This is a genomic window from Bradyrhizobium sp. AZCC 1678 (assembly GCF_036924765.1).
GTDB lineage: Bacteria > Pseudomonadota > Alphaproteobacteria > Rhizobiales > Xanthobacteraceae > Bradyrhizobium > Bradyrhizobium algeriense.
Genome location: NZ_JAZHSE010000001.1, coordinates 2,904,775 through 2,928,195, shown reverse-complemented (window position 1 = coordinate 2,928,195; position 23,421 = coordinate 2,904,775). Strand labels below are relative to the sequence as shown.

The 23,421-nt window shown below is 60.2% G+C and carries 26 protein-coding genes and 1 pseudogene; 10 read left to right on the top strand and 17 right to left on the bottom strand.

Annotated elements, in window-relative coordinates; translation table 11 throughout:
• Positions 1 to 111: 111 nt before the first annotated feature.
• The 5 genes from V1294_RS13965 to V1294_RS13945 all read left to right on the top strand — a co-directional run bounded on the left by V1294_RS13965 (position 112) and on the right by V1294_RS13945 (position 4,811).
• Positions 112 to 1,419 carry an ABC transporter substrate-binding protein gene (locus tag V1294_RS13965; RefSeq protein ID WP_334497844.1) on the top strand — a complete coding sequence of 436 codons (1,308 nt, stop codon included), beginning with the start codon at positions 112 to 114 and terminating at the stop codon, positions 1,417 to 1,419.
• 95 nt (positions 1,420 to 1,514) lie between these two features.
• Positions 1,515 to 2,411 (top strand): branched-chain amino acid ABC transporter permease, encoded by an 897-nt coding sequence (locus V1294_RS13960; RefSeq protein WP_334497842.1) that lies wholly within the window; start codon positions 1,515 to 1,517, stop codon positions 2,409 to 2,411.
• Positions 2,411 to 3,400: a branched-chain amino acid ABC transporter permease gene (locus tag V1294_RS13955; protein ID WP_334497840.1), complete on the top strand. Its 990-nt coding sequence runs from the start codon at positions 2,411 to 2,413 to the stop codon at positions 3,398 to 3,400. The genes V1294_RS13960 and V1294_RS13955 overlap by 1 nt, the downstream gene beginning before the upstream one ends.
• The gene (locus tag V1294_RS13950; protein WP_334497838.1) at positions 3,397 to 4,143 is read left to right on the top strand and encodes an ABC transporter ATP-binding protein; all 747 of its coding nucleotides are present in this window, start codon (positions 3,397 to 3,399) and stop codon (positions 4,141 to 4,143) included. The genes V1294_RS13955 and V1294_RS13950 overlap by 4 nt, the downstream gene beginning before the upstream one ends.
• The gene (locus V1294_RS13945) at positions 4,140 to 4,811 is read left to right on the top strand and encodes an ATP-binding cassette domain-containing protein (RefSeq protein ID WP_334497836.1); all 672 of its coding nucleotides are present in this window, start codon (positions 4,140 to 4,142) and stop codon (positions 4,809 to 4,811) included. The genes V1294_RS13950 and V1294_RS13945 overlap by 4 nt, the downstream gene beginning before the upstream one ends.
• Positions 4,812 to 4,861: 50 nt before the next feature.
• Here the strand turns inward: V1294_RS13945 and V1294_RS13940 are convergent, their stop codons facing one another.
• The 5 genes and pseudogenes from V1294_RS13940 to V1294_RS13920 form a co-directional block, all read right to left on the bottom strand.
• Complete coding sequence (locus tag V1294_RS13940; protein WP_334482998.1) at positions 4,862 to 5,596, bottom strand: Crp/Fnr family transcriptional regulator; 735 nt, start codon at positions 5,594 to 5,596, stop codon at positions 4,862 to 4,864.
• Between the two features lie 592 nt (positions 5,597 to 6,188).
• Entirely contained in the window at positions 6,189 to 7,157 is a 969-nt protein-coding gene (locus V1294_RS13935; protein ID WP_334497834.1) for a Bug family tripartite tricarboxylate transporter substrate binding protein, read from the bottom strand.
• 130 nt (positions 7,158 to 7,287) lie between these two features.
• Positions 7,288 to 8,127, bottom strand: a complete 840-nt coding sequence (locus V1294_RS13930; RefSeq protein WP_334497832.1) for a phosphodiesterase — start codon at positions 8,125 to 8,127, stop codon at positions 7,288 to 7,290.
• Positions 8,128 to 8,135: 8 nt separating this feature from the next.
• Positions 8,136 to 9,197 carry an ABC transporter ATP-binding protein gene (locus tag V1294_RS13925; protein WP_334497830.1) on the bottom strand — a complete coding sequence of 354 codons (1,062 nt, stop codon included), beginning with the start codon at positions 9,195 to 9,197 and terminating at the stop codon, positions 8,136 to 8,138.
• Positions 9,194 to 9,481: pseudogene (locus V1294_RS13920) on the bottom strand (ABC transporter permease); the annotation flags it as partial. The pseudogene V1294_RS13920 and the gene V1294_RS13925, both read right to left, overlap by 4 nt.
• A gap of 128 nt (positions 9,482 to 9,609) precedes the next feature.
• On the opposite strand from V1294_RS13920, the gene V1294_RS13915 reads away from it, so the two are divergent.
• Complete coding sequence (locus V1294_RS13915) at positions 9,610 to 10,764, top strand: zinc-dependent alcohol dehydrogenase (protein WP_334497828.1); 1,155 nt, start codon at positions 9,610 to 9,612, stop codon at positions 10,762 to 10,764.
• A gap of 38 nt (positions 10,765 to 10,802) precedes the next feature.
• Here the strand turns inward: V1294_RS13915 and V1294_RS13910 are convergent, their stop codons facing one another.
• Genes V1294_RS13910 through V1294_RS13900 form a run of 3 tightly spaced genes read right to left on the bottom strand, consistent with a single transcriptional unit; the run spans position 10,803 to position 14,556 of the window.
• A complete protein-coding gene (locus V1294_RS13910) occupies positions 10,803 to 13,196 on the bottom strand; it encodes a xanthine dehydrogenase family protein molybdopterin-binding subunit (RefSeq protein WP_334497826.1) in 2,394 nt (797 codons plus the stop codon).
• The gene (locus V1294_RS13905) at positions 13,193 to 13,678 is read right to left on the bottom strand and encodes a (2Fe-2S)-binding protein (protein ID WP_334483019.1); all 486 of its coding nucleotides are present in this window, start codon (positions 13,676 to 13,678) and stop codon (positions 13,193 to 13,195) included. The genes V1294_RS13910 and V1294_RS13905 overlap by 4 nt, the downstream gene beginning before the upstream one ends.
• Positions 13,675 to 14,556 (bottom strand): FAD binding domain-containing protein, encoded by an 882-nt coding sequence (locus V1294_RS13900; RefSeq protein ID WP_334497824.1) that lies wholly within the window; start codon positions 14,554 to 14,556, stop codon positions 13,675 to 13,677. The genes V1294_RS13905 and V1294_RS13900 overlap by 4 nt, the downstream gene beginning before the upstream one ends.
• 175 nt (positions 14,557 to 14,731) lie before the next feature.
• Between V1294_RS13900 and V1294_RS13895 the strand changes: the two genes are divergently transcribed.
• The gene (locus V1294_RS13895) at positions 14,732 to 15,838 is read left to right on the top strand and encodes an LLM class flavin-dependent oxidoreductase (RefSeq protein ID WP_334497822.1); all 1,107 of its coding nucleotides are present in this window, start codon (positions 14,732 to 14,734) and stop codon (positions 15,836 to 15,838) included.
• 25 nt (positions 15,839 to 15,863) lie between these two features.
• Positions 15,864 to 16,739, top strand: a complete 876-nt coding sequence (locus tag V1294_RS13890) for a polysaccharide deacetylase family protein (RefSeq protein WP_334497820.1) — start codon at positions 15,864 to 15,866, stop codon at positions 16,737 to 16,739.
• Between the two features lie 42 nt (positions 16,740 to 16,781).
• On the opposite strand, the gene V1294_RS13885 is transcribed toward V1294_RS13890, so the two are convergent.
• The 9 genes from V1294_RS13885 to V1294_RS13845 form a co-directional block, all read right to left on the bottom strand.
• Positions 16,782 to 17,336, bottom strand: coding sequence for a flavin reductase family protein (locus V1294_RS13885; protein WP_108514829.1), 555 nt, complete (start codon positions 17,334 to 17,336; stop codon positions 16,782 to 16,784).
• 9 nt (positions 17,337 to 17,345) lie between these two features.
• A complete protein-coding gene (locus V1294_RS13880; RefSeq protein ID WP_334497819.1) occupies positions 17,346 to 18,572 on the bottom strand; it encodes an acyl-CoA dehydrogenase family protein in 1,227 nt (408 codons plus the stop codon).
• A 195-nt stretch (positions 18,573 to 18,767) separates the two neighbouring features.
• Positions 18,768 to 19,196 carry a GNAT family N-acetyltransferase gene (locus V1294_RS13875; protein WP_334497818.1) on the bottom strand — a complete coding sequence of 143 codons (429 nt, stop codon included), beginning with the start codon at positions 19,194 to 19,196 and terminating at the stop codon, positions 18,768 to 18,770.
• A 50-nt stretch (positions 19,197 to 19,246) separates the two neighbouring features.
• Complete coding sequence (locus V1294_RS13870; protein ID WP_334497816.1) at positions 19,247 to 19,549, bottom strand: hypothetical protein; 303 nt, start codon at positions 19,547 to 19,549, stop codon at positions 19,247 to 19,249.
• Positions 19,546 to 20,022 (bottom strand): phage terminase large subunit, encoded by a 477-nt coding sequence (locus V1294_RS13865; RefSeq protein WP_334497814.1) that lies wholly within the window; start codon positions 20,020 to 20,022, stop codon positions 19,546 to 19,548. The genes V1294_RS13870 and V1294_RS13865 overlap by 4 nt, the downstream gene beginning before the upstream one ends.
• Before the next feature lie 79 nt (positions 20,023 to 20,101).
• Entirely contained in the window at positions 20,102 to 21,193 is a 1,092-nt protein-coding gene (locus V1294_RS13860) for a hypothetical protein (protein ID WP_334497812.1), read from the bottom strand.
• Positions 21,194 to 21,479: 286 nt separating this feature from the next.
• Positions 21,480 to 21,887, bottom strand: coding sequence for a hypothetical protein (locus V1294_RS13855; protein WP_334483072.1), 408 nt, complete (start codon positions 21,885 to 21,887; stop codon positions 21,480 to 21,482).
• Between the two features lie 235 nt (positions 21,888 to 22,122).
• Complete coding sequence (locus V1294_RS13850; protein ID WP_334483074.1) at positions 22,123 to 22,383, bottom strand: hypothetical protein; 261 nt, start codon at positions 22,381 to 22,383, stop codon at positions 22,123 to 22,125.
• Complete coding sequence (locus tag V1294_RS13845; protein WP_334483076.1) at positions 22,383 to 22,544, bottom strand: hypothetical protein; 162 nt, start codon at positions 22,542 to 22,544, stop codon at positions 22,383 to 22,385. Before V1294_RS13845 ends, V1294_RS13850 begins: the two co-directional genes overlap by 1 nt.
• A gap of 90 nt (positions 22,545 to 22,634) precedes the next feature.
• Here V1294_RS13845 and V1294_RS13840 point away from each other — a divergent pair, with 90 nt between their 5' ends.
• Both V1294_RS13840 and V1294_RS13835 read left to right on the top strand, forming a co-directional pair.
• Positions 22,635 to 23,111 carry a hypothetical protein gene (locus tag V1294_RS13840; protein ID WP_334483078.1) on the top strand — a complete coding sequence of 159 codons (477 nt, stop codon included), beginning with the start codon at positions 22,635 to 22,637 and terminating at the stop codon, positions 23,109 to 23,111.
• A 124-nt stretch (positions 23,112 to 23,235) separates the two neighbouring features.
• On the top strand, positions 23,236 to 23,421 hold the full coding sequence (locus tag V1294_RS13835; protein WP_334497810.1) for a hypothetical protein: 186 nt from the start codon (positions 23,236 to 23,238) through the stop codon (positions 23,419 to 23,421).

The following is a 23,421-nucleotide window of genomic DNA, read 5'->3' as shown; positions in this document are numbered from 1 at the left end:
TATGGACGTGCCGTGAAAGCTTGCCTAAACTCATCCCAATAATGGCCGATGCCGGGGCAAAGCGGCGCGGATAATCGGGCGGGAACACCCGTCGAATCAGGGGAGGAAAACATGGACCGTCGTCGGCGGACTAATCGCGCTATCCTATTTGCATCAGTCGCTGCGACGTCGCTGGGGCTGGCGGTACCCGCGTCTGCTCAGGAAACCTTCAAGCTTGGCATCGTGACGTTCCTGTCGGGGCCGGCGGCGGATAGTTTTGGCGTTCCTGCCCGCAATGGCGCGCAGTTCGTCATTGATCAGCTGAACAAGGGTTCAGTGCCCTCGCCTTATGAGAAGGTCGGATTCGGCGGCATCAAGATCGAGCCCATCATCATCGACGAGAATGGTGGCGCCACCAAGCAGGTGCAGGAATTACGCAACCTCTACCAGCGCGACAATGTCGACGTCGTGCTCGGCTATATCGGCTCTGGCGACTGTCTTGCCGTGGCGCCGATCGCCGAAGAGTTGAAGAAGATGCTGGTGCTGATGGATTGCGGAACGCCGCGCATCTTCGAGGAATCCAAATACAATTATGTGTTCCGCACCGCCGCCCATGCGACGATGGATAACGTCGGCCTGATCAGGTATATGAAGGCCAAGAACATCAAGATGGAAACGCTGTCGGCGATCAACCAGGACTATGCCTGGGGCCAGGATAGCCGGGCTGACTTCGTCGCAGCCGCCCAACAACTGTATCCGAACGTCAAGGTTCAGACGGACCTGCTGCCCAAGTTCGGCGCGGGTCAGTACGGCACCGAAATCTCTGCGCTGGTGGGCGCCGGCTCCGATGTGGTCTATTCGAGCTTGTGGGGCGGCGATCTGCAGGCCTTCATCCTGCAGTCGGCTCCCCGCGGATTGCCGAAACGCAGCCAACTGGTGTTCAGCGCCGCCGATCATGTGTTGCCGCCGCTTGGCGACAAAATGCCCGACGGCACGATCATCGGCGCGCGCGGCGCCTATGGCCTGATGTCGCAGAAATCCCCTCTGAACGATTGGCTGTTCAAGGGATACGAGGCCGCAAACGGCGTCTATCCGGTCCAGGCCGCCTATCGTATTACGCAATCGATTCTTGGATTGAAGGCCGCGGTCGAAAAGGCCATGAGCAAGAACGGCGGAAAGAAGCCCTCGACCGATGAAATGGTCGCGGCAATGACCGGTCTGGAGTGGCCGTCGCCCGGCGGACTCATTCAGATGAAGCTCGCCGACGGCCATCAGGCGATCCAGCCGATCGCGATCAGCCGCACCAAATACAATCCAGATCTCAAGCGGGTCGATCTAGTGGATATCCAGTACTTCGCCGCCGAATGCGTCAACCCGCCCCCGGGCGTGAAGTCGATCGACTGGATCAAAGGCGGCATGCAGGGCGCCAAGTGCAATTAGGCCGCACTGGTATCCAATGAGCACATATGGCGGCGCGTCATTAAGCTCCGCGCCGCCTTTTTCTGCCTACCGACAACCCGCGTGACTCCACCGCCATGAATTTCTTTTTGACGATCGTTCTCGATGGCCTGATTCAGGCCTCGTGGCTGTTCATCGTCGCCCTCGGCCTGACGCTGGTATTCGGCGTATTGAAGATCCTCAACATCGCCCATGGCAGCTTCTACGCCCTGGGCGCCTATGTCGCGGCAACAGCGGTAACCATGGTGGCCGCGCGCGGCCTTCCCCCAAGCGTTGGTTTCGTCGCCATGCTGCTCTCGGTGGCGCTGATCGCGTCCGCCGTCGGACTTCTGCTGGAACGCGGCCTCCTGAAAATGTTCTACGGTCGCGACGAAGTAGTGCTGCTGCTGGTGACCTATGCCGTGTTTCTGATCCTGGAAGACGTCACCAAGCTGATCTGGGGCGTTAATCCGATCTATGCGACGCAGCCATATGAGCTGTTCGGCAATCTCGAATTCGCCGGACTCTATTACGTCGGCTACGATTTGGTGCTGATACCGATCTCGGCCGTGGTCGGCTTTGCAATCTGGTTCGGCCTCAATCGCACCGTGATCGGCAAGATCGTGCTCGCCGTCATACATAACGAGGAAATGAGCGTAAGCATGGGCGTACGCGTCAACCGCGTCTATGCGATTGCCTTTGCGTTCGGCGTCCTGCTCGCCGCGCTCGCCGGCGCCCTGACCGCGCCGAAAATATCGATGCAGCCGGGCCTCAGTTCGGACGTCATCATCCTGAGCTTCGCTATCGTGGTGATCGGAGGGCTGGGCAGCGTCGAGGGCGCGGCAGTCGGCGCGATTCTGGTCGGGCTGGCGCGCGCCGCTTCGGTGCATCTCATGCCGCAAGCCGAACTGTTCATGATCTATTTGATCATGGCGGCAGTGCTGATGTTTCGCCCTGAGGGCCTGTTCAAGCGCGAGACGGCAAGGCGGATTTGATGAGGAAAGGCCTGCATCCCCTGGTCATGATCGGCCTTGTCGCTGCGGTGACGCTGGCCGGCCGCGCGCTGCCGACCTGGACTTTGTCGCTGGCGACGATTGCCGCCTCCAATGCGCTGATCGCCCTTGGCATCGTCGTGCTGGCGCGCACCGGCAACGTGTCATTCGGCCAGGGCCTGTTCTTTGCCGCCGGCGGCTATGGCGTGGCGTTGATCGCCAATGCCTGGGGTCTCACCGACGCGGTGGCACAGGTAATCGTCGGCGCGGCTTGCGGCGGCCTGCTCGGCCTGGTCATCGGGCCGCTGATCGCGCGCTACAGCGGGATTTTCTTTGGCATGCTGACTTTGGCGCTATCGATGGTGTTTTACGGCGCACTGGTGAAATCGACCGCGCTTGGCGGCTCCGACGGGTTTAATGTCGGGCGGCCGAGCCTGTTTGGCATGAGCTTCACCGATCCGCGCGAGGCCGACTTCATGCTGTATGCCGTCTCGGTCATCGTGACCGGATGCGCCGGTATCGCCGCGACCATCCTGTTCCGATCCGAATTCGGGCTTGCCAGCCTGGCGGTGCGCGAAAACAATCTACGAGTCGAATATCTCGGACTCTCGGCCAATCGGATCATATCGATCAATTTCCTGATCGCCGCCATCTTCGCCGGCGCCAGCGGCGCCTTTGCCCTGATGGCGCAACGGCATATCGATCCGCAATTCGCATACTGGACCACATCGGGCGAATTCGTCTTCGTGGCGGTGCTTGCCGGCAACCAGAGCGTGGCCGCCGTTTTCGTCGCCTCAATGGCGCTGGAGCTGGTCCGTTCGTTCTCGAACCTCTATTTGCCCAATACCTGGCAGCTCGTGCTCGGCGTCTTCCTCCTGGGCGTCATTCTGTTTCTGCCGCGTGGCATCGGTTCGCTCTGGATCAGGGACCGGCGCAAGCGGCGCATCCCGGCAACGGCGCCCTTCACCGCCGAACGAGGAGCCGCACCGTGAACCCGGTTCTTTCGGTGCGCCAGCTCGAGAAGCGCTTTGGCGCAGTGGTTGCGGCCGATGCGCTTACCCTTGATGTTCCGGTCGGTCAGAAGATCAGCCTGATCGGCGCTAACGGCGCAGGTAAGACGACCTTCGTCAACATGGTCACCGGCTATCTCAGACCCGACAGCGGGACGATCCTGCTCGATGGATTGGACATAGGCAAACACTCGCCACGCAGCGTAGCCCGGCTTGGCATCTCCCGTTCATTCCAGATTCCGCAATTGTTTGTCGAGCTCACCGCTGCCGAAAATCTCGCTGTGGCGATTTCCGGCATCGGCACTCGGATGTCACTCGGAGCGCCGGCAGAGGCCCAAGGTCGCCGCGACAAGGCCGTCGAGTTGCTGGAACGCTTTGGCCTTGCCGATCTGGCCGATCGCCCGATCTCGGAGCTTGCGGGCGGCGTGCGCAAACTGATCGACATCGCCATGGCATTGGTGCGTCGCCCAAAACTGCTGCTGCTGGATGAGCCGACCTCCGGAGTATCGGCGGAAGAAAAGTTCACGACCATGGATCGCGTTATTCACGCCGTCGCGCCTGACGCCGCGACCATCGTATTCGTCGAGCACGACATGGAAATCGTCAGCCGCTATGCCGATCGCGTCGTGGCGTTCTATCAGGGTCGGATTCTGGCCGACGGGGTGCCCGCCGAGGTCCTGAATAATCAGGAAGTCCGCCGCTACGTCACCGGAGGCGTGCGATGAGCGACGCGACGCCATTGCTCGCAATCGACAATCTTGTCGTCGAGATCCAGTCGATGCCTGCATTGCGCGGCTTTACGATGCACGTCGCGAAAGGTGCCATGGTCAGCCTGGTGGGCCGCAACGGCGCGGGCAAGACGACGCTGATGCGTTCGATCATGGGGCACCTCACGCCGGCCAGGGGCATGGTGCGGTTCGAAGGCAGCGACCTGACGTCCCGTCCGCGCCATGCGCGCGCGGCGCTCGGGATCGGCTATATGCCGGAAGATCGCTGCCTGGTGCCGCAGTTGACGGTCGAGGAAAACATCATGTTGCCGTTGTGGGTCGCGCAGCATCTCGACCGCAAGGCCCGGCTCGACTTCGTCTATGAGGTGATCGGCGAACTCACCGAGATGCGCCAGCGCAAGGCGCTATTGCTGAGCGGCGGACAGCAAAAGCTGGTCGCGCTCGGCCGGGCGCTTGCCATTGGCACCAGATGCCTGCTGCTCGACGAGCCGTTCGAAGGCATTGCGCCAGCGCTGTCGGAACGGCTGTCGGAGGTGCTTGCATCCCTCAAGGGCAAAGATCTGACCTTGCTGATGTCGCAATCGGACCTGAATCACTCGCGTGGGCTGATTGACGTGGAATTCACGATTGAACGTGGCGCCAATCCCGTAACCGCCAGTCAATGAGCCCTGAGCGTCCGGACTTCACTGGCCGGCTTCGTGACGGGCATCGCCGGTCATTCGCCATCGTGCCCGGACCCCGCTTCCGCCATCTCGCGCAGCATCTCGGCATTCAGCACAACGATGGCACCGTGCTCGAGACGCACCCAATCGCGGCCTGCCCAGGCGCGCAACTGCTTGTTGATGCTCTCCCGGGTCATGCCAACCATCTCGCTGATCTCCTGCTGCGTGATCGCGATGGTTCGGCCCTGCGCGGCAGAGGTGTGCTTTTCGGATAGGCGAAGCAGCGCACTGGCCAGCCGTCCCGGCAGATTCTGCAGGATAATCTGCTCGACCTGATCGCTGGTCGACCGCAACCGCTCGCAGAGCAATTCGATAAATTTCATTGCCAACGCCGGTTGAGCCTTCACAAAGGGGATGAATTCGCGCCGGTCGATAACGAAGAGTTCGCAATTGCTGTTTGCGATGGCATCGGTCGAGCGGGCTTGTCCGTCGAGCAGCGCGATCTCGCCGAAAATTTCCCCCGGCCCAACGATGTTCAGGATTGCGTTGCGGCCATCCGGCGAGGAAATACTCATCTTCACCGTACCCGAAATGACCGCGTACAGGCTGTGGCCGGGGTCCCCTTTGGAAAACAGCGTGGTCCCCCGCTTCAGCGAGGAGTGCTTGGCGTAACGGCAGAGCTGCTCGAACGCCTCTGGCTCGAGGTCGGCAAAAATCGGGTGCTTGCGCAAGACCGACAGTTTGCCGCTCGAGAACCCGTGAGCTTCACCCGTCCTTTGTTGAGGCACGTCAGTCAAACTCCAGAGAAAGCTGCAGGGGATGCAGCCCTTCCGTAATCAACGCCGGTCAGCTTTTCAACCGGAAAGCATCAAAACGCGTCGATTTGGCGGCCGGAATGCGAAAACGATGCCCAGCGTTAACGCTCCAATAACCGTGGAACCTACGACAAGATAGTACAGCCAATCGACCCGAGGCGCTTGCTGCAGCAGCATCCATCCGCCAGCCAGCACAATAGCTACCCTCAGCAGGCTGACAAGCAGCGGGGTCGTCGCCTGTCCCCATCGCTGATACGCGGAAAACAGTATCACAAATGCGCCATAAGCCCGTAAACCAAGCCCGTCGCGTAGAAATAGCCGGATGCCGCAGAGACAACTCCTTCGGCATGGGTAAAAAGGCCTGCGATCGATCTTCCGGAAAACGCCACTCCAACCAGGGGGTAAGACGGCCCAGCCATGTCGCATATTGCGCCATCCCCCTCGGTGAACCTTTCCTCGCACGATCGCACTAACGGCTCGAACCATCCGTTGAACATCAGGCCGCGCACAGACCCGACAGGCCACCGGCGTCCGCGGCGTCATCCGCCCGGCGGCTATTCCTTGGCTATTCCTTGGCGATTCCCGTTTCCCTGATCACGCGCTCATACTTGGCGAGTTGATCGCGCGTCATGGCGCGCAACTCCGCCGCCGAACTGCCGCGGACCGCGAAGCCCAGCTCTTCAAGTTTGCGGCGCACGTCGGGATCGCCGACCGCCTTCAACACCTCGGCATTCAAACGGGCAATGATGTCCTTCGGGGTGCCGGCAGGAGCCAGAATTGCAAACCACGAGTTGAAGAAAAAGCCGGGCAGGCCGGACTCCGAGACGGTCGGCACATCAGGGAATTGCGACAATCTCTTCTCGGTGGTCACCCCGATCAGCCTGAGTTGACCGCCGCGCACGAGCGTTGCGACCGTGCCCAGGCCCTGGAAACCGACAGGAATCTGGCCGGCGGCAATGTCGGTTGCGGCTTGGGTGGCGCCCTTGTAGGGCACATGCGTCAGCGATATGCCGGCAGCCGACGCGAACATCGCCATCGCCAGATGCTGCGGGCTTCCTGGCCCGCCGGAGCCATAATCGATCTTGCCGGGTGCCGCCTTCGCGGCCGCGATCAGATCTGCTGCGCTCCTGAAGCTCGCCTGATTGTTAGCAATCAGCCCCCACTCCACCGTCGCGACCAGCGACACCGGCTCGAAATCCCTGAGGATGTCCCAGCGCATCTTCGACTGCAGGTTCGGCACCATCGTCATGATGCTGTCGTTGAATCCGCCAATCGTGTAACCGTCCGGTTCGGCGCGAGCGACGGCCTCGGCCCCGATCAGCCCCGACGCGCCCGGCTGGTTCAGGATCACGATTTGCTGGCCCATATTGTCGGCCATCTTCTGGGTGACGATCCGCGCAGCGACATCGACCGCACTTGCCGCGGCCAGCGGCACAATCATCTTGATCGGCCGGTCGGGATAACTCCCCTGGGCAATCGCTTGGTGGCTTGAGAACAGCGCTAGCGCCGGAATCAGCAAATGGACCAGACGCATACATTTCCCCCTGATCGGGCAAGCTTGCTCAATCGCAGCCGCCTCTGTTGAGGAAAGATTGCGCTCGAACTCTCCGCTTTGCAATCGGTCCGGAAATTGGACTGGCCCGGGTACCGAATGCGCGCGGTGACTAAAGGAGCTTGCCATCCGGTCCAAAAAACGGATGCGGCCCGTCGAAGGTACCGATGGGGACTTGATGGGTCACAACCGTGCCGAATCCCTCCCCCGGAAGCCAGCTATGGAGATGGAAGGCCGGCGGCTCGACCTTGAAGGAGGGTTCGCGCAGTTCGGCCAGATCGAGATCGACGGCATGGTTTGGGGCCGGACAGATCGTGGTCGGCACGCCCGCAAACATGGTCAGTGTCGCGCGATGGACATGCCCGGTTGCGATCAACTGCACGCGGGGATGATGGCGCACGATAGGCGCGAGTTCGCTTGCGTTGAGGAGATTCTGGCGGTCCATGTGCCAAATGCCCGCCTTGAACGGGGGATGGTGCAAAAACAGCAGTGCCGGCCGGTCGGGCGACGAAGCCAGAGTAGTATCAAGCCATTGCAGCGTAGGCTCTTCGAGTTCGCCATGCGGCTTTCGATGTACGCTTGAATCCAGCAACAGCAGATCGAGCCCGGCGACCTCGATCTTCTGATTGAGCGGCCCTGATACGAAGGCATACGAAGCGGAAGGAAACGCGGCGCGCATCAACTCGCGCGAATCATGATTGCCGGGAATACCTGCGAACGGAAGCTTGAGTGGCGCCAGCAGCCGCTTGAGATATTGATATTCCTCAGCTGTCGGCGTGTCGGCGAGATCGCCGGAGATCACCACAAAATCCGGCGCAGGGTCGAATGCGTTCAGTGCTGCAATGCAGCGTTCGAGCGCCTTCGCTGTGTCGACCTTGCCGTAGGCAAGCGATCCCGGCGGCTTGATATGCAGGTCGGAAATCTGCGCAATATGAACCGGTTTTGGCGACATCGGCCTTCTCAATTTTCAGGCGGCAACAGGCGGACGGCGTCCGGCGAAATCGACAACCCGATGCGCTCGCCTGCCTTGGCTTGAACCGTATTCGGCGCGTCGACGGTGAGCAACCTGTTGGACGCGTTGCTGACGACCAGCCGTTGCCTGTCGCCTATGAAGCTGACGCTGTCGATGATACCCGAAAGCGACGCGCTTCCGGCTGACGTCACGCGAATGGTTTCGGGGCGGATCATCGCGACCGCCGCCGGCATGTCCACATCGCAGCGAATTGGCTGCCGTCCGCCCGGCAACACGAGATGGCCGCCCTCGATGGCCGCTTCGACGATATTCGCGGCGCCAATGAATTCGGCGACAAAGCGACTTCGCGGCGTGAAGTAGATCTCGCGCGGCGTGCCGATCTGGGCAATCGCTCCCTTTTGCATGACGACGACGCGATCGCCGAGCTCCATGGCCTCGGACTGATCGTGGGTCACATAAATCGTGGTGATGCCCAGCGCGCGCAGCAGGCGGTTCAGTTCGCCGCGCAGCCGATCGCGCAACGCGGCGTCGAGCGCGGTCAGCGGCTCGTCGAGCAACAGGATGCCCGGCCGGATCGCAACCGCACGCGCCAGAGCGACGCGTTGACGCTGCCCGCCGGAAAGCTGGTCGATGCGGCGGTTCTCAAGCCCGGAGATGTTGGTCAACGCCACCAGTTCGGCGACGCGTGCTGCCCGCTCCCTGGCCGGTATCCCGCGGATCTTTAGACCATAGCCGATATTGTCCGATACGGTCATGTTGGGGAAAAGCGCGTAAGACTGGAACACCATGCCGACGTTGCGCCGCTCGATCGGCACCGCCGTCATGTCCTTGCCGTCGAACAGCACCATGCCGCCGGCATCGGGCGCTTCGAGCCCCGCGATGATGCGCAGCATGGTGGTTTTGCCGCAGCCAGAGGGGCCGAGCAGCACCAGCGTTTCGCCACGCGCGATGTCGAGCGTCGCAGGTTCGAGCGCTCGGGTTCCGTCGGCAAACGTCTTGCCGCAGGCCTCGATATGCACTGAGGCGCCATGTCCGGCCTGCGCACTCATCTCTTCTGTTCCTTCTCGGCAAACAATTGCATGGCAACCAGCAGCGGGATGATCATCACGAAGAAGATCAGCGTATAGGCCGACGCCACCTCCAGCCGCATCGAGGCATAGCTGTCGGCCAGTCCGATCGGCAGCGTCTTGGTGAGCGGCGTATGCAGCATCCAGGTCAGGTTGAATTCACCGAGCGACAACGTCACCACCATCAGGCTGCCCGCCAATATCCCCGGCGCCGCGTTGGGCACGATCACGTCGCGGAAGCGACGCCACGGCGATGCACCGAGCGATAGGCCGCGTATGAAGGTTTTGCGACAAGGCGTTTTTGCTATGCAGCAAACCTGCACGACGCCAGCGGCATCCGGCAATTTCGCTGGCCGGCGATTTCCGGTAGCATCCGGCGCTAGAGGAGAGACTCATGTACCAACCTCCAGGCGTGAAGACCTCGCCCGATCTTCTAATTCCTGACCGGATGAGAGCCTGGGTGCTGGGCGATCCGGATCAGCTCCTGCTGCAGGAGAAGCCAGTACCTGTGCCTTCACGCGCCGAAGTCCTGATCCGGATCGATGCCGTTGCGATCTGCGCCACCGATCTCGAAATCATTCATTCGGGATCGCCGGCCAGCATTGAAGGCGGCCTGCCCTTCAACAAGAATTTCACGCCGGGCCACGAGTATATGGGCACGGTCGCCGCGCTCGGACCCGATGTCGACGAATTCAAGATCGGCGAGCGGATCAGCGTGGAGATCCACGCCGGCTGCGGCCAGTGCAAGCGCTGCCGCCAGGGCATGTATACCTCATGTCTGAATTACGGAAAGCCGGAGAAGGGCCATCGCGCGAACGGCTTCACGACGGACGGCGGCTTTGCCGAATACGCCGTCAATCACATCAACACGCTGGCGCGGGTGCCCGACACCATGAGTGACGCGGAGGCGACGCTGGTCGTTACCGCGGGTACCTCGATGTATGGGCTTACGGAGTTGGGAGGGTTGGTGGCCGGCGAGAGCGTCGTGGTGATCGGCCCGGGACCGATCGGGCTACTCGCGGTCGCCGTTGCCAAAGCGCTCGGCGCCAGCCCGGTCATCCTGACCGGGACACGCAACAGGCGGCTGGCAATCGGCCGGGAGCTCGGCGCCGACCGCGTCGTCAATATCAACGACGAGGACGCGGTTGAGGTGGTCAAACAACTCACCGGCGGCATCGGCGCGGACTATGTGGTCGAGTGCGCCGGCACCGAGGCGACGATCAACCAGGCCATTCACATGACCAACCGCGGCGGAAAAATCTGCCTCGCCGCGTTTCCGCACGATCCAGTCACGATGGATCTCGCGCATCTCGTGAAGAACAATATCTATACTTTCGGAATTCGTGGCGAAGGCCGCAGCGCCACCCGCCGCGCCATGGCGCTGATGGCGGAAAAGCGCTTCGATGCGACGAAGATCCACACCCACACGTTTCCTCTGGCCGACCTGCCGACCGCGTTGCGTTATGCCCGCGAGCGCGTCGAAGATGCGATCAAGGTCGTTGTGACCAACCGGCAGGCGGGCGCGATCGCGGACGCGGCGGCCGAATAGCGCGAACGGGCGGCAGTCGCCGCCCTTCGAACTTCGTACTAAATTCGCCCCAAGGCGGTCAGGACAACCTGAGGCGTCAGAGGAATCTCCGTGATAATTGTCCCAAACGGCCTAAGTGCGTCATTGACCGCATTGGTTACCGCCGCTGCCGCACCTGCCGTGCCAGCCTCACCCGCACCCTTCGCGCCCAGCTCGGATTCCATAGTCGGTGAAACCACATGCCCGACATCGATGTCAGGCATTTCACCGGACATCGGAACCAGGTAATCGGCCATATTGGCGTTGGTTAGCTGGCCGCGTTCGTCATACACGCATTTCTCGAACAGCGCGGCGCCGAGACCCTGCACCACGCCACCCCTGATCTGCTCATCGACCAGCTGGGGATTGATGATGGTGCCGCAATCCTCGACCACCCAGTGCTTCAGCAGCTTCACAAAGCCGGTATCGGTATCGACCTCCAGCCACGAGGCCTGAATGCCATTGGTGAAGGCGAAGGGGTATTCGCGCGGGACAAAGTGCCTGCTAGCCATAAACTCGGGCTGAATGCCCGGCGGCAGCGTATCGGGACGGAAATAGACAATGCGAGCAAGCTCGCTCAAATCGATCCGCGGCGTACCATCGATGGCATTCACGACACCATTGTTGACAATGTCGAGCTCCCCTGGCGTCGATTGCAGGACGGCGGCCGCTACGTCGAGGATGTTCTTGCGCAGCACCTTGGTGGCTTGAAGCGCGGCCTCTCCACCGATACCAGCGCCGCGCGAGGCCCAGGTGCCTCCGCCGTACGGCGTATTGTCGGTATCGCCCAGGATCACGCGGACCCGATCCATCGAAACGCCAAGCACACTTCCGACGATCTGTGCGGTAAGCGATTCCGACCCCTGTCCCTGCTCTGTGATACTTGTCTGGCAGATCACCGACCCCTGCGCGTCGAGCCGCACCGCGACGCCATCTTGCGAGGATATCTTCGCACCGCCGACGCCATAAAACGCCGCACTGGGATTCGTAACCTCGATGAAGCTGGCGATACCTATGCCACGATGGATATTTTTCGCCCGCAGAACGACCTGCTCGGCGCGCAACGCGTCGTAGTCCATCATTTTGACGAGCTTGGCGAGCGCTGCATGGTGCGACAATTGCTCCAAGCGCAAACCTGACGGCGAAGCACCGGGATAAGCGTCATCGGCAATCAGATTGCGACGGCGGATCTCGATCGGATCCATGCCGATCTTCATGGCCGCCAGATCGACCAGGCCCTCCGTCACCGAGCAGGCGATCGGATGGCCGACGGCGCGGTACTGGCACATCACGTTCTTGTTCTGGAACACGACGCGGGTCCGCGCGCGATAATTCCTCGTCACATAGGGACCCCCGACGAGATTGACGACTTGATTGGCCTCGATCGCGCTCGTGCGCGGGTACATCGAATAGGGCCCGATGCCCGTGAGATCGTCGATCTCGAATGCCGTAATGGTGCCATCGCGCTTGACGCCGATCTTTCCCTTGCAGCGATGGTCCCGGGCATGAATGTCGGTATTGAAGCTCTCGACCCGGTCGGCAACGAATTTGACCGGACGCCGCAGCAGCTTGGACAGCGCATAAGTCGCCATCTCGTCGGCATAAATGTGAACCTTGATGCCGAAGGAGCCACCGACGTCCTTGCAGACCACGCGGACTTGCGATTCCTTCAACCCGAGATGAAGCGCCGCAATATTTTGTACCATATGCGGCGCCTGCGTGCCTTGATAGATAGTCAGCTTGGCTTCCGCGGCGTTCCAGTCCGCCACCACCGCGCGCGGTTCGAGTGTCACGCCGGTGTGCCTCCCGAAAACAAACTCCGCCTCCACCACCTCGTCGGATTCGGCAAAGGCCTGATCGACGGCACCCGCATCGTGATTGCGCTCAAAAGCCAGGTTGTCGCCCAGCGAAGCATGAATCACGGCTGTCGCTGGATCGAGCGCGGTGCGCATGTCCGTTACGGCATCGAGCTCCTTATAATCGACCGAGACAAGCTCCGCGGCGTCCTCCGCCTGAGCACGACTGCTCGCCACCACGGCCGCGACCGCTTCGCCCTGCCAGCACACGCGGTCAACGGCGATGGCGCTTTGCGGAGCGGATTTGAGGCCCTTCAAATGCGAGAGTACGCCAACCCACGGCGTGATAACGGTCGAGAGTTCGTTGCCTGAGACGACGGCGATCACCCCCGGCATCTGCTTGGCCACTGAGGCGTCGATGCCATTGATCTTCGCGTGCGCGTGCGGCGAGCGCAGGAACACGACATGCACCATGCGCGGCAACTCGATATCGCTGACATAGAGCCCCCGCCCCTGCATCAGCCGGTCGAGATTCGGCCGCGGTACTGTCCTGCCGATATAGGAGTTCGGACGGTCCAGCGCGGAAAGCGTTTCAGATTTTTCCTGTGCTGATGTCATGGCAAGCGTCCGGCGCGCGCCCGCGCTGTGGTCTCGATGGCGTCGACGATGGCCTGGTAGCCCGTACAGCGGCAATAGTTTCCGGAAAGATGTTCGCGAATCTGTTCTCGATCCGGACACGGCGATTGCTTCAGCAGATCCTGCGCCGCCATCAACATTCCCGGCGTACAGAAGCCGCATTGCAGCGCGTTACGTTCCCGGAATGCAGATTGCAAGTCGGCAATCTCGCCGCTGTCGGAGACCCCCTCGATCGTCTCAACCATCGCATTGTGCGTCTGTACCGCAAGCAACAGGCAGGAACGGACGATATCGCCGTTGACGCGGACCGTGCATGCACCGCACACCCCGTGTTCGCAACCGACATGCGTTCCGGTCAGTTCAAGATGCTCGCGAAGAAAATCCGCCAAATTCAGGCGCGGCAGCACATTCGCTTCAACACGCTCACCATTGACGACAAGCGAAATCGCAACCGCATTCGTCACGCCGAAGCTCCCGTGCGGAGATCGGGGCGATCGAGCAGCGAGGATACGCAACGCGCCAACAGAACCTTCGCCAGATGCCGGCGCATGGCAGGTGTCGCCTGATGATCCTCCAGAGGGTCGAGTTCTTCATCCAATGCAGAAAACGCCTCGGATAATACTGCTGGCGTGATGGCGATATCGACCAGTTTGCCGGCAGACGCGGCTAGCATCGGGCGATCGCCGACGGCAAAGAAACCAAGGCGAAGATCAGCAAACCGCCCATCCCTGACGAAGGCCTGCGCCGCGAGACCGACGATCGCGTAGTCGCCATGTCGGCGGGCGAACTCATGAAAGAAATGCGTCGAATTTATCAGGGGCACCGGTAGTTCAACGGCGACCAGAAGTTCCTGCGGCGTAAGCGTAGTTTCGTAGATACCGGCGAAGAACTCGCTTGCCGCAATCCGCCGCTCGCCGCTTGGCCCGCGAGCAATGATGGTGGCACCGAGCGTGAGCATGCAGGCAGGCAGTTCAGAAGCCGGGTCTGCATGCGCAAGACTTCCCCCGATGGTGCCGCGGTTGCGAATCGCAGGATGGGCAACATGGGCCACCGCATCCGCCAGCAAGGGAGCATGGGCTGCTATTTCCGGAGATTTCAAGAGATCGGCGTGGCGTGTCAGCGCGCCGATGGTGAGGATGTCTCCCTTCACCACGACCCCACGCAACTCGGCCAATTCGCCGATATCGATAATGAGTTCGGGCGTGATCAGACGCAGATTCATCGCCGGCAACAGGCTCTGGCCGCCGGACAGCACCCTGGCCTTTTCGCCATGCACGGTCAGCAAATCCAGCGCATTTGCGACGCTGGTTGCGCGGGCGTAAGCGAAAGCCGAGGCTTTCATTTTTGGCGTGACCTCCCCGGCCAATTATCTGTATTTTTGCAGGATTAGAGGGCTGGGATCAACAAAGGTCAAGTTTGTTATCGGGTGAATATTTCGACTTTGAGCTTGTTTTCGAGCGACGAACGAAGCACGTTCTGTGCCGATTAAAAAGCCTGCCTTTGGGGAAGAGCAGACCATGAAGCTTGGGTTCTTTACGATGCCAGTCCATCCTGTCGACAAGGATTGGCGGCTTTCGCTCAAGGAGGACCGCGAGGCTTTCCTGCTGGCCGATGAACTCGGCTTCACCGAAGCCTATGTCGGCGAGCACGTCACCGACAGGGCCGAGAATATCACTTCCTGCATAGCTTTCATTGCGTGGCTCGCGGCGGCGACCAGGCAGATCAAGCTTGGCACCGGCACCGTCAACATGCCGAACGCTCACCCGGCGGCGATTGCAGCCTCGATCGCGATGCTCGATCATATTCTCGACGGCCGCCTGATCTTCGGCATCAGCCCCGGTGGCCTGCTATCGGACGCCGAAGTGTTCGGCAATCTCGAAGCGGACAGGAATGCCATGTTCCTGGAGGCGATCAATCAGGTGCTCCAGATCTGGGCCAGCGAGCCGCCCTATAATCTGCAAGGCCAGTTCTGGAACATATCGGTTGAGAAAACCCTGATCGAAGACATCGGCCAGGGCTTCATTCCGCGCCCGCTGCAAAGGCCGCACCCGCCGATCGTGGTCACTGCGGTGGCGCCGTTCTCAAAGGGTGTCACGGAAGCCGCCGCGCGCGGCTGGGAGCCGATCTCGGCAAACTTCCTGATGCCGGCCTGGGTGAAAAGCCACTGGCCGAAATACGTCGAGGGGTGCGAACGCGCCGGCCGCCCTGCGGATATGGCAAATTGGCGCGTTGCCAAGAGCGTGTTCGTCGCCAAGGACGCAGCAATGGCGAAGGCCTACGCCACTGATCCAAATGGGCCCTATGTTTATTACTATCGCTCGCTGTTCACCAAGCTGAAGCGCGGTGGCCGCCTCGAATTGTTCAAGACGCGCCGCGATCAGCCCGACGACGAGGTGACGCTGGAGTCGATTTGCGAGAAGCTGATCATTCATGGCACGCCGGAGAGCGTGGCAGATCGACTGCTGGCGTTTCAGGAGGAGACCGGGCCTTTTGGCACACTGCTCTATGCCGGCAAGGATTGGAAGGATAGCAAACTCGGACGCCAGTCAATGATCCTGATGGCCGAAAAGGTCATGCCACGAGTCAATGCCGGTACATCCAGTGGCTCCAGGGCGGCCGAATAGTCCACCGAGATCAGGAAAGCTTGCCGTGGCCTTGAACGACCGCATCCCCTATCAAGCGCAAGTCGACCGACCGAAGCTGACGCTCCCCGGCGGCAAGAGGCTTGCGGTATGGGTTATCCTCAATGTCGAAGAATGGCGGATCGAGAACGCCATGCCTCGCACGGTGCTGAGCCCGCCGATGGGTCAGCCGCTATTGCCCGACGTGCCGAACTGGTCATGGCATGAATACGGGATGCGCGCCGGCTTCTGGCGACAGTTCAAGGCGCTGACCGATCGCAAAATGCCGGTGACGTTGGCGCTCAATGCCAATGTCTGCAACGCCTACCCGCGTGTCGCGTCTGCTGCCCTCGACGCCGGATTCGAATTCATGGGTCACGGTTTCGTGCAGGGGCCGATGCACAAGGTCGAGAACCAGGCGGATGCCATCAAGCGCTCGGTCGAGACAATTTCCAAATTTGCGGGGAAGCCACCGCGGTCATGGGAAAGCCCGGGCCTCACGGAGACCGAGGAAACCCTTGATCTGCTTCGCCTCAACGGCATCGAGTATGTCGCTGATTGGGTGATCGACGATTTGCCGCAGGATATCGCCACGCCTCACGGCACTATCTCCACAATTCCCTATTCGGTCGAAACCAACGACATCGTCATCCATGCGCTGCAGCATCTGCCTTCCGAGCAATTCCTGAAACGCTGCACCGATCAGTTCGACCGGCTATATCTCGAAGGCGCGTCGAACGCGCGGATCATGGCAATATCGATTCACCCCTACATCACCGGCGTGCCGCATCGCATCAAATATCTGGAGGCGCTGCTTGACTACGTCCTCGGTCACGACGGGGTGGCACTGATGACGGCCAGCGAGATTGGCGACTGGTATCGCGCAGAGATGGCAAAGAATTAAAATTGCGGCTCTACCACAGGACCGCAAGCTTCGGCGGTCCGTTCACGAGGACGCCTTGCCGTCCCCGGCAATAAAACGGCCGAAGCTGCCGCGTGCGAACAGCAGGGGTTCCTGCCGATTATAGGTGTAAGCTTCGACGGCGCCCAGGAAGATGATGTGGTCGCCGCCGTAATACCGATTGGCCGCACGGCATTGGAAATTGGCGACGCTGTCGGTCAATACCGGAGCGTTGCCAAGCCCCGGCGTCCAGCTCACCCCAGCGAACTTGTCGTCCGACGATTTTGCAAACTGTGACGCCAGTGCTTGCTGGGAAGCTCCGAGAACATTGATCGTGAAATGGCTGGCATTCTGGAAAATCGTGAGTCCTTGGGAAAACATCCCCAGACTCCACAACACCAGCGGCGGATTGAGCGACACCGAGGCAAACGAGTTGCAGGTCACGCCATAGGGCCTTCCATCCGCCGCCATCGCCGTGACGATGGTGACGCCTGTGGCGAACGTGCCAAGTGCATTGCGGAAGTCCCGGGGATCGATCGCCGAGTTGTCGCTGGCAAATTCATTGGCCGGATCGGCCGGATGTTTGGGTGCGTCAGACATCCGCCAGCCTCAGAGCGTCAGATTTTCGGACGGCAGGCCAAGCGCCACGCGTCCATAGTTGGTTCCCGCCGCATCAAAATTGAATGCGAGGTGCGAATTCACTGCGTGGGCGTCGCGGAATTGCCGCTGCAGCGCGCCTGACGTGAACAGACTGCGCGCACCGCTTGCCGCGAACAACAGCGAGACCGCTTCGGTGCAGAGGTTCACCGAAAAAGCGCCATCCCGCCGAAGTCGCGTCTTGTCCGCAAGATCCGGGACGTGGCCACGCCTTGCGTCATCCATCGCATCGATGCAGTTCGTGCGCATGACGAGGCGGGCAGCGTCGATCTTGGCGGAGGCCTCTGCGATCTTGATTTGGGTCGTCTGCAGGTCGCTAAGTTTGGCGCGATTGTAGGTCGAGGCCCGATGCCGCGCCAATTCGACGTAGTCATTCAGACAGGCTTGCGCATTACCCAAGCCGACACCCGACAACACGTAAGGAAAGAGAGAGAATACCGGCAGCGCATACAGCGCGTTTGGGTTGACCATGCTTCCCGGCGTCGGTCCGCCGGTCAGATCACTGACCGCGACGGTCATGTTTTCCGCAACAAAGGCATCCTCGACCCATACGTCGTTCGAGCCGGTACCGCACAGCCCGGTCGCATTCCAGGTGTCGTTGATTTTGTAATCGCTCCTGTTGAGCAGGAATATCCGGTATTCGATGCCGTCAGCCTCATCGTCCGAAGCCACCACACCGGAAAGCATGTTCCAATCGCAAGACTCGACACCGGAGGAGAACGGCCAATGACCACGTAGGACATATCCTCCATCCGCCTTTCTCGCGCGGCCGGCTGGAAAGATGAAGGACGACGCGATCAACGTATCGGCATTCCTGCTCCAGACAGCGTCCTGCGCCTGCCGGTCAAACATGCCCAGCATCCAGTGATGGCTGGCGAGATTGGCGAAATTCCAGGCCACGGAAGCGTCCGCCTGCCCCAGCGCGTCGGCGCAATCGACCAGAGCGACATAGTCAAGCTCGGCACCTCCAACGCGTTTGGGTTGCACGATTCGGAACAGGCCGGTATCATGCAAATCGCGCTCGGTCTCCGGCGGCAGGCGCCGAAGCTCTTCCGTCTTTGAAGCACGCTCGCGCAATTCCGGAATCAGGGCCTTGGCACGCGCAACCATGGCGACATAGCTGTCCGCACCCGGCCCCGCGGACGAACCTGCATCCGGCTTTCCGCCGCCTCCCGCCATGCTTTTTCCTCGCCTGCTCCGTTGGTGTGCGCCGCCCGAGCCTTGCCAGTCTACCGCCTGACCGCCAATGATCAAGGCGTACAGGAAGCATGGCTACTCCGCCACAAGGCGCTGGCCCCTAAAACGCAAAAACGCCCGGTGGCTGCAAGGCCACCGGGCGAGTAGAGCAATTTGCGGTACACAACGGACGAGCCGCTATTTCACGTCCTTGCGCCAATAAAGCGTATGCGGCCAGGCCCAGGGAGCCTTGGGATTGAACAGGCGATAGCCCGCGCGGATGAAGTTGTTGGCTGAGTGCATATTATCTGTGGTGTCAGAGATGATCGAACACCACCCATTCAGACGCGCACGCGCCTCCATGGCTCGCATCAGGCGCAACTGAAGCCGATGCCCGCAATGCTCCCCCAGCACACCAACGCGGCAAAAATAGCCCGCATTGAAAACGTGGGTGGATGAAATGATACCGGCGAACGCGACCGGCTCGGTTCCACGAAAGGCAAGCCACCAGTGCCCTTGATCAAATTCGGGAACGGGGGCGGCGTCAAGGAACGTCAACTGATGAAGTTCCCCGAGCGTGTCCGCAATATCATCGTCATTCCCGTCAACCTCACGAATCCGATACATCCGTCGCACCTGAATTCGAGCCCATCGCCATGTTTCGGTACGTCCGCAGATCATTTGCCGAGCGTCGCCTTGATGCCGAGCCACACGGCCCCGACGAATCCCGTCACAATCACCGTGATGACTGCCTTGAAGGTGTAGCTCTGTGCCTGCTCGACGCTTCTGCGCCAGCGTCGAAGGTGCTGAAAATCCGCGCGCAACTCTTTGCGATCCTCTTCATCAATTCCGAACGAGGTCAGTGTCGTCGCGATCGCTTTGAGAACCACTGCATCGATATCGTCGTGACGAATCCTCTGCTGTTCGGCCAAGGTCTCGACGACGATGGCCCTGACATCCGCAGCTTGCTCCCCGGTCATCGTTTGATAATCCGCGCTACGTTCTCAAAGCCTCGTTTGGCGAAATAGAACGACACCACGAGATTCGAGGTGATCGCCGCGAATCCCGCGAGCGGATCGGTCGTGCCAAGGCCAAGAACCTTGTCCCAGATCAACAGCTTTATCGATTCAGCCGTGTGGTCCTGAAGCCCCCGGAAGATGATGAGACCGCCCCCCGGCGTCTCGATCTTGTCGCTGTAGAGCTTGAAGCCGCTGCCGACACCGAGCGAGGCGATCTTGCTTTCGATCAACCGCTTCGAGGATTGCGCCAGCGTCCGCTGCGCCTCGCGGATACAAACCGCAAGCGTGCCGCGCTCGGCCTGGCAGGTCTCGACCAGCAACTCGCCGAAGAAATGGGATTTACCAGAGCCGCGGCCGCCGTACACCCCTTTGTAGCGTGCGGGCTCCAGGAGGGGTTCGAAGACTTTGGCTGTGGGGATTTTCAGGACAGACAACGGCGCGACCTATTCAATGATTTCAAGTTTGCTATCAGGTCAATATCTCGATGCCAGGAGTCTGATTGCCGCAAACGCCTTATCTTCTGAAGCGGAGCAAGCCGAAAAGAAAGTCGTCCATCGTTTCCTCGCGCGCCGATGGACTCTTCGAAGAACTCAAGATCGGCAGCGGGAAGAGCAAATCGGGCTCCGGCTTGCCGGGGACGATACCGGGCGGTGTTTCCGCTGGTGCCGGCGCAAGCGAATATGTCGGTCTCGGCGCACTGACCGGAGGTGAGGAAGTCCAGTTTCCGAAGCGGTCAGGAAGTGCATTGGAACGAGGAGATGAGGAATTCTCATCGGACGGAATGAAGGGCACCGCTGGAGCACCCGCGTCGAATGCTGATATTTCGGGTTGGCCTGCAACGCGGCGAGCTAGATATCGCTCGGGCTTAGCGCCAGTGACGCCGCGAGTTCCAATCGGCGGCAGCCAAGCAGATCGACCGCCGTTTTCCGCGCGTTGAGGCGAAGGATCAGAGTTCTCGAACCGCTTGTCGAACGAGGCATGTCGCTCGTCTGCTGGAGACGAATTGGTTGGCACGAATGGCACTGCATCAAGGGGAGGCACGGCCATGTTGAGCGGATTTGTCAGGCGCTGGTCGAAGCCCGGAACACTGACGGCATGCGCTCTGCCATTTGCCGGGTCGGCTGCGATGAGCCGGTCAAAGATTTCAGGAAGCACAGTACCCGGCCCGAGAAAGCCTGCCTGCTTCAAGGCTCCGGCTGCAAAGGAATTGCTGTTTTGGGACGTTGGACGATACTCGTAACCAGTGGCGTTAACGCCGGCACCGAATTTTTTCATTTGATCCCATTGCGAACTGAGATCATGACCATTGGCAATCATCGTACGCAGCTTGTCTAACGCGGCGAAGCCAATACCTTTGCCTTCCTGCGCTCTCAATCGTCGAAACCGCGAATCTGTATTCCTTATGCCATCTGAAAACCATTCCTCGTCAAGATATGCGACCAATTTTTCGGCATTGCGATTGATCTTCCGTTCTGGCACCCCCTCGAGTGTATGATGAACTCCATTGGAGTCGATGTAGTTCAACACGACATGATGTCCTAAGACCGCTCCGTGATAAGGCACCGCGGACGCATTGGTGCAAGTGAGAAAAATTCTTTCACGCATTGAATATCTCGCTACTCCTTTGGTGAATGCTGTGTGGCGCCAACTCCGCTAGACTCACCGCAACGATCCATGGTTCGTCGTCCCACCGCTAGAGTGGAGGTAGCGCGGATGTTAAGTCACGATTATCGATCGGCTACGGGTCTTGGCAAAGACGCCGCGATGATCCATCGGCTGCCAATCAGTCGACGTCGATGCGACTATCGAGGCTCGACGGAATCGCTGCAACGAAACCGCGCCCGGACGCAGCAAGCATCATTCGGTCCGAAACGTAGAGAAGATCGCGTCACTACTTTTTCACCCACCCAGCGCTGTGAGTGTCGGACTTTTTCGTCAAGGCGCTATACGCGAACTCAACCTTGACGTCATTGCTCCAGAAACGAACAATGTAATACTTCGCGTGCGGATTGTAGATTATTGGCTGGATAAACCGCCATTGGGTGGCTTCCTGCAGCAGGAGATCAGTGTCACAATCCTCAAGAGGAGAGTATCGCTCATTGAGTTCGACGAACGGCATGATCCAGTTTTTTTCTTTCGACAGCAACTGACCGATCTCAGCGAAATAGGACTTTGCTTTTTCCAGGCAGAGGACGGGATCGGCGCGGGTGGGCGAGGCTTGGACAATCAGCAATGAGGCTGTGACCAGCGAGAAAGTCATCGAACGGACTAGTGAGGTTATAACGTTCTGATCAGCCATTTTGGGAGCCATTCATGATGCAGGGGTTCAACCAATCCATTGAGAAGATAACCCTATCGATCGTATGAGGATTTCTCGTGCATCATCCTTCTGGTAGCATCCAATAGTTTCAGGATTTTTTGTGCAGATGCGCCGGAGCGCATTGCCCTTAAGTGTCAGCTTGTCTTGTGCTCACTTCTGTCGGCCACTTGAAGCAGAAGATCAAAGCAAACGCGCTGAAGGAGACGATCGCGTCTCAATCACTCTCCGCGCTCCCATCAGGATGGACAATGACGCGCTCGATTCTATGGATCAGTTCGAGCGCCCCATCACCACCGTTCTCCAACGGTTGCGTGGCCTTGCCCCAGCCGCGATCGAGAATGGCGTTGGCGGCCGAGACTCGGGCAGCGGGCGTCGCATCCTTGCACCGCATGATGCCGACGAGAACGCGGATCGCGGTTCTGGTGTGGCTCCGTGCGAGGGAGCGAATTTCAAGAAGGGCCTTGGCCTTACCCATTACGCTTCCCGGCTGGCCGGCCCGGTGTGCTTGTCCGGCGCAGCATCGACGGGATCGGTGACAGGATCCTGCCGAGCTGAGCGGAACGCAATTGCCGGAAAGTCCGTCTGCATGTCACCGCGTTTCGGACGCGGGATGAATTGAGTGAAGTCGGCGCTCACGAGAATTCCTCCGATACGGCGATGACGACAAGACCGACGAGCGCGAGCGAGATCAGATAGGCGGTCATCGGCTTCTCTCCGGAAAGAAACGTGCGGCATGATCGCGGGGTGCAGGCGCAGATCATTTGGGGCGCGAACCTTATCCCCGTCGGGGGGCCGCATGCGGCGCGTGACGATTTCGCGCCGCGGGCCGGCATGTTCGCGCATGCCGGCCAATTGGGTGGCGGTGGAAGGCTCGGACGGCGGCGCGCTCGCGACGCCCGGGCGGGGGGCGTTGGGAGTTGCGGCGTCGATGTGCGGCCGCCGTCCGATTCGAGAATTAAAAGCAAAAAGCCCGCGGCGGATTTCTCCGCGCGGGCTTTGCAATTTTTGCGATGGTGGCGTTATGCCGGTGATTTGCCCGACATGTCAAATCGTTTTCGAATGGTCAACGAATTGCAGAAAAATCGACGAAACGGTTTCGACAAATTGAAACGGCCTCGGCCGATTGTAGTGAGAAATGAAAAGCCCGCCACCGTTTCAGGCGCGGGCTGTACGATCTCTGCGATGATGCCAATGTGCCCCTGATTTGCCCGACGCGTCAAGTGGCCGAAGCAAACCAGATTCAAGCCAGCACAACGACATCGAAACGAAATCGTTAGGCCGTGGATGGCGCAACCTGCGGCCCAACCGAGCGCAAGGAGGCCGTCAGATGTTTTTCGTTGCTGCCATGCTCGCGATTTTGTCGGGCTTGTTTTACGCGGCGGGCCGTCACGAGATTGGCTCGCTGGGTGTAGCCATGTGCCAATACGGCAGCCCGTTCTGCGACAATTCGTTCCTCTTGCTGGTCGCTGCCGCGTTGGCCGCTTGCTGGGGCGCATTCGTCAGCGTGCGCTGA

Bases quoted from the DNA above. Each gene is read 5' to 3' on its own strand.
- V1294_RS13930 (WP_334497832.1), bottom strand. From the start codon at position 8,127: ATGTCGCCAAAACCGGTTCATATTGCGCAGATTTCCGACCTGCATATC.
- V1294_RS13855 (WP_334483072.1), bottom strand. From the start codon at position 21,887: ATGGCTGATCAGAACGTTATAACCTCACTAGTCCGTTCGATGACTTTC.
- V1294_RS13965 (WP_334497844.1), top strand. From the start codon at position 112: ATGGACCGTCGTCGGCGGACTAATCGCGCTATCCTATTTGCATCAGTC.
- V1294_RS13835 (WP_334497810.1), top strand. From the start codon at position 23,236: ATGTTTTTCGTTGCTGCCATGCTCGCGATTTTGTCGGGCTTGTTTTAC.
- V1294_RS13860 (WP_334497812.1), bottom strand. From the start codon at position 21,193: ATGCGTGAAAGAATTTTTCTCACTTGCACCAATGCGTCCGCGGTGCCT.
- V1294_RS13935 (WP_334497834.1), bottom strand. From the start codon at position 7,157: ATGCGTCTGGTCCATTTGCTGATTCCGGCGCTAGCGCTGTTCTCAAGC.
- V1294_RS13955 (WP_334497840.1), top strand. From the start codon at position 2,411: ATGAGGAAAGGCCTGCATCCCCTGGTCATGATCGGCCTTGTCGCTGCG.
- V1294_RS13880 (WP_334497819.1), bottom strand. From the start codon at position 18,572: ATGGCGGGAGGCGGCGGAAAGCCGGATGCAGGTTCGTCCGCGGGGCCG.
- V1294_RS13850 (WP_334483074.1), bottom strand. From the start codon at position 22,383: ATGGGTAAGGCCAAGGCCCTTCTTGAAATTCGCTCCCTCGCACGGAGC.
- V1294_RS13960 (WP_334497842.1), top strand. From the start codon at position 1,515: ATGAATTTCTTTTTGACGATCGTTCTCGATGGCCTGATTCAGGCCTCG.
- V1294_RS13915 (WP_334497828.1), top strand. From the start codon at position 9,610: ATGTACCAACCTCCAGGCGTGAAGACCTCGCCCGATCTTCTAATTCCT.
- V1294_RS13925 (WP_334497830.1), bottom strand. From the start codon at position 9,197: ATGAGTGCGCAGGCCGGACATGGCGCCTCAGTGCATATCGAGGCCTGC.
- V1294_RS13885 (WP_108514829.1), bottom strand. From the start codon at position 17,336: ATGTCTGACGCACCCAAACATCCGGCCGATCCGGCCAATGAATTTGCC.
- V1294_RS13870 (WP_334497816.1), bottom strand. From the start codon at position 19,549: ATGACCGGGGAGCAAGCTGCGGATGTCAGGGCCATCGTCGTCGAGACC.
- V1294_RS13895 (WP_334497822.1), top strand. From the start codon at position 14,732: ATGAAGCTTGGGTTCTTTACGATGCCAGTCCATCCTGTCGACAAGGAT.
- V1294_RS13910 (WP_334497826.1), bottom strand. From the start codon at position 13,196: ATGACATCAGCACAGGAAAAATCTGAAACGCTTTCCGCGCTGGACCGT.
- V1294_RS13900 (WP_334497824.1), bottom strand. From the start codon at position 14,556: ATGAAAGCCTCGGCTTTCGCTTACGCCCGCGCAACCAGCGTCGCAAAT.
- V1294_RS13945 (WP_334497836.1), top strand. From the start codon at position 4,140: ATGAGCGACGCGACGCCATTGCTCGCAATCGACAATCTTGTCGTCGAG.
- V1294_RS13875 (WP_334497818.1), bottom strand. From the start codon at position 19,196: ATGTATCGGATTCGTGAGGTTGACGGGAATGACGATGATATTGCGGAC.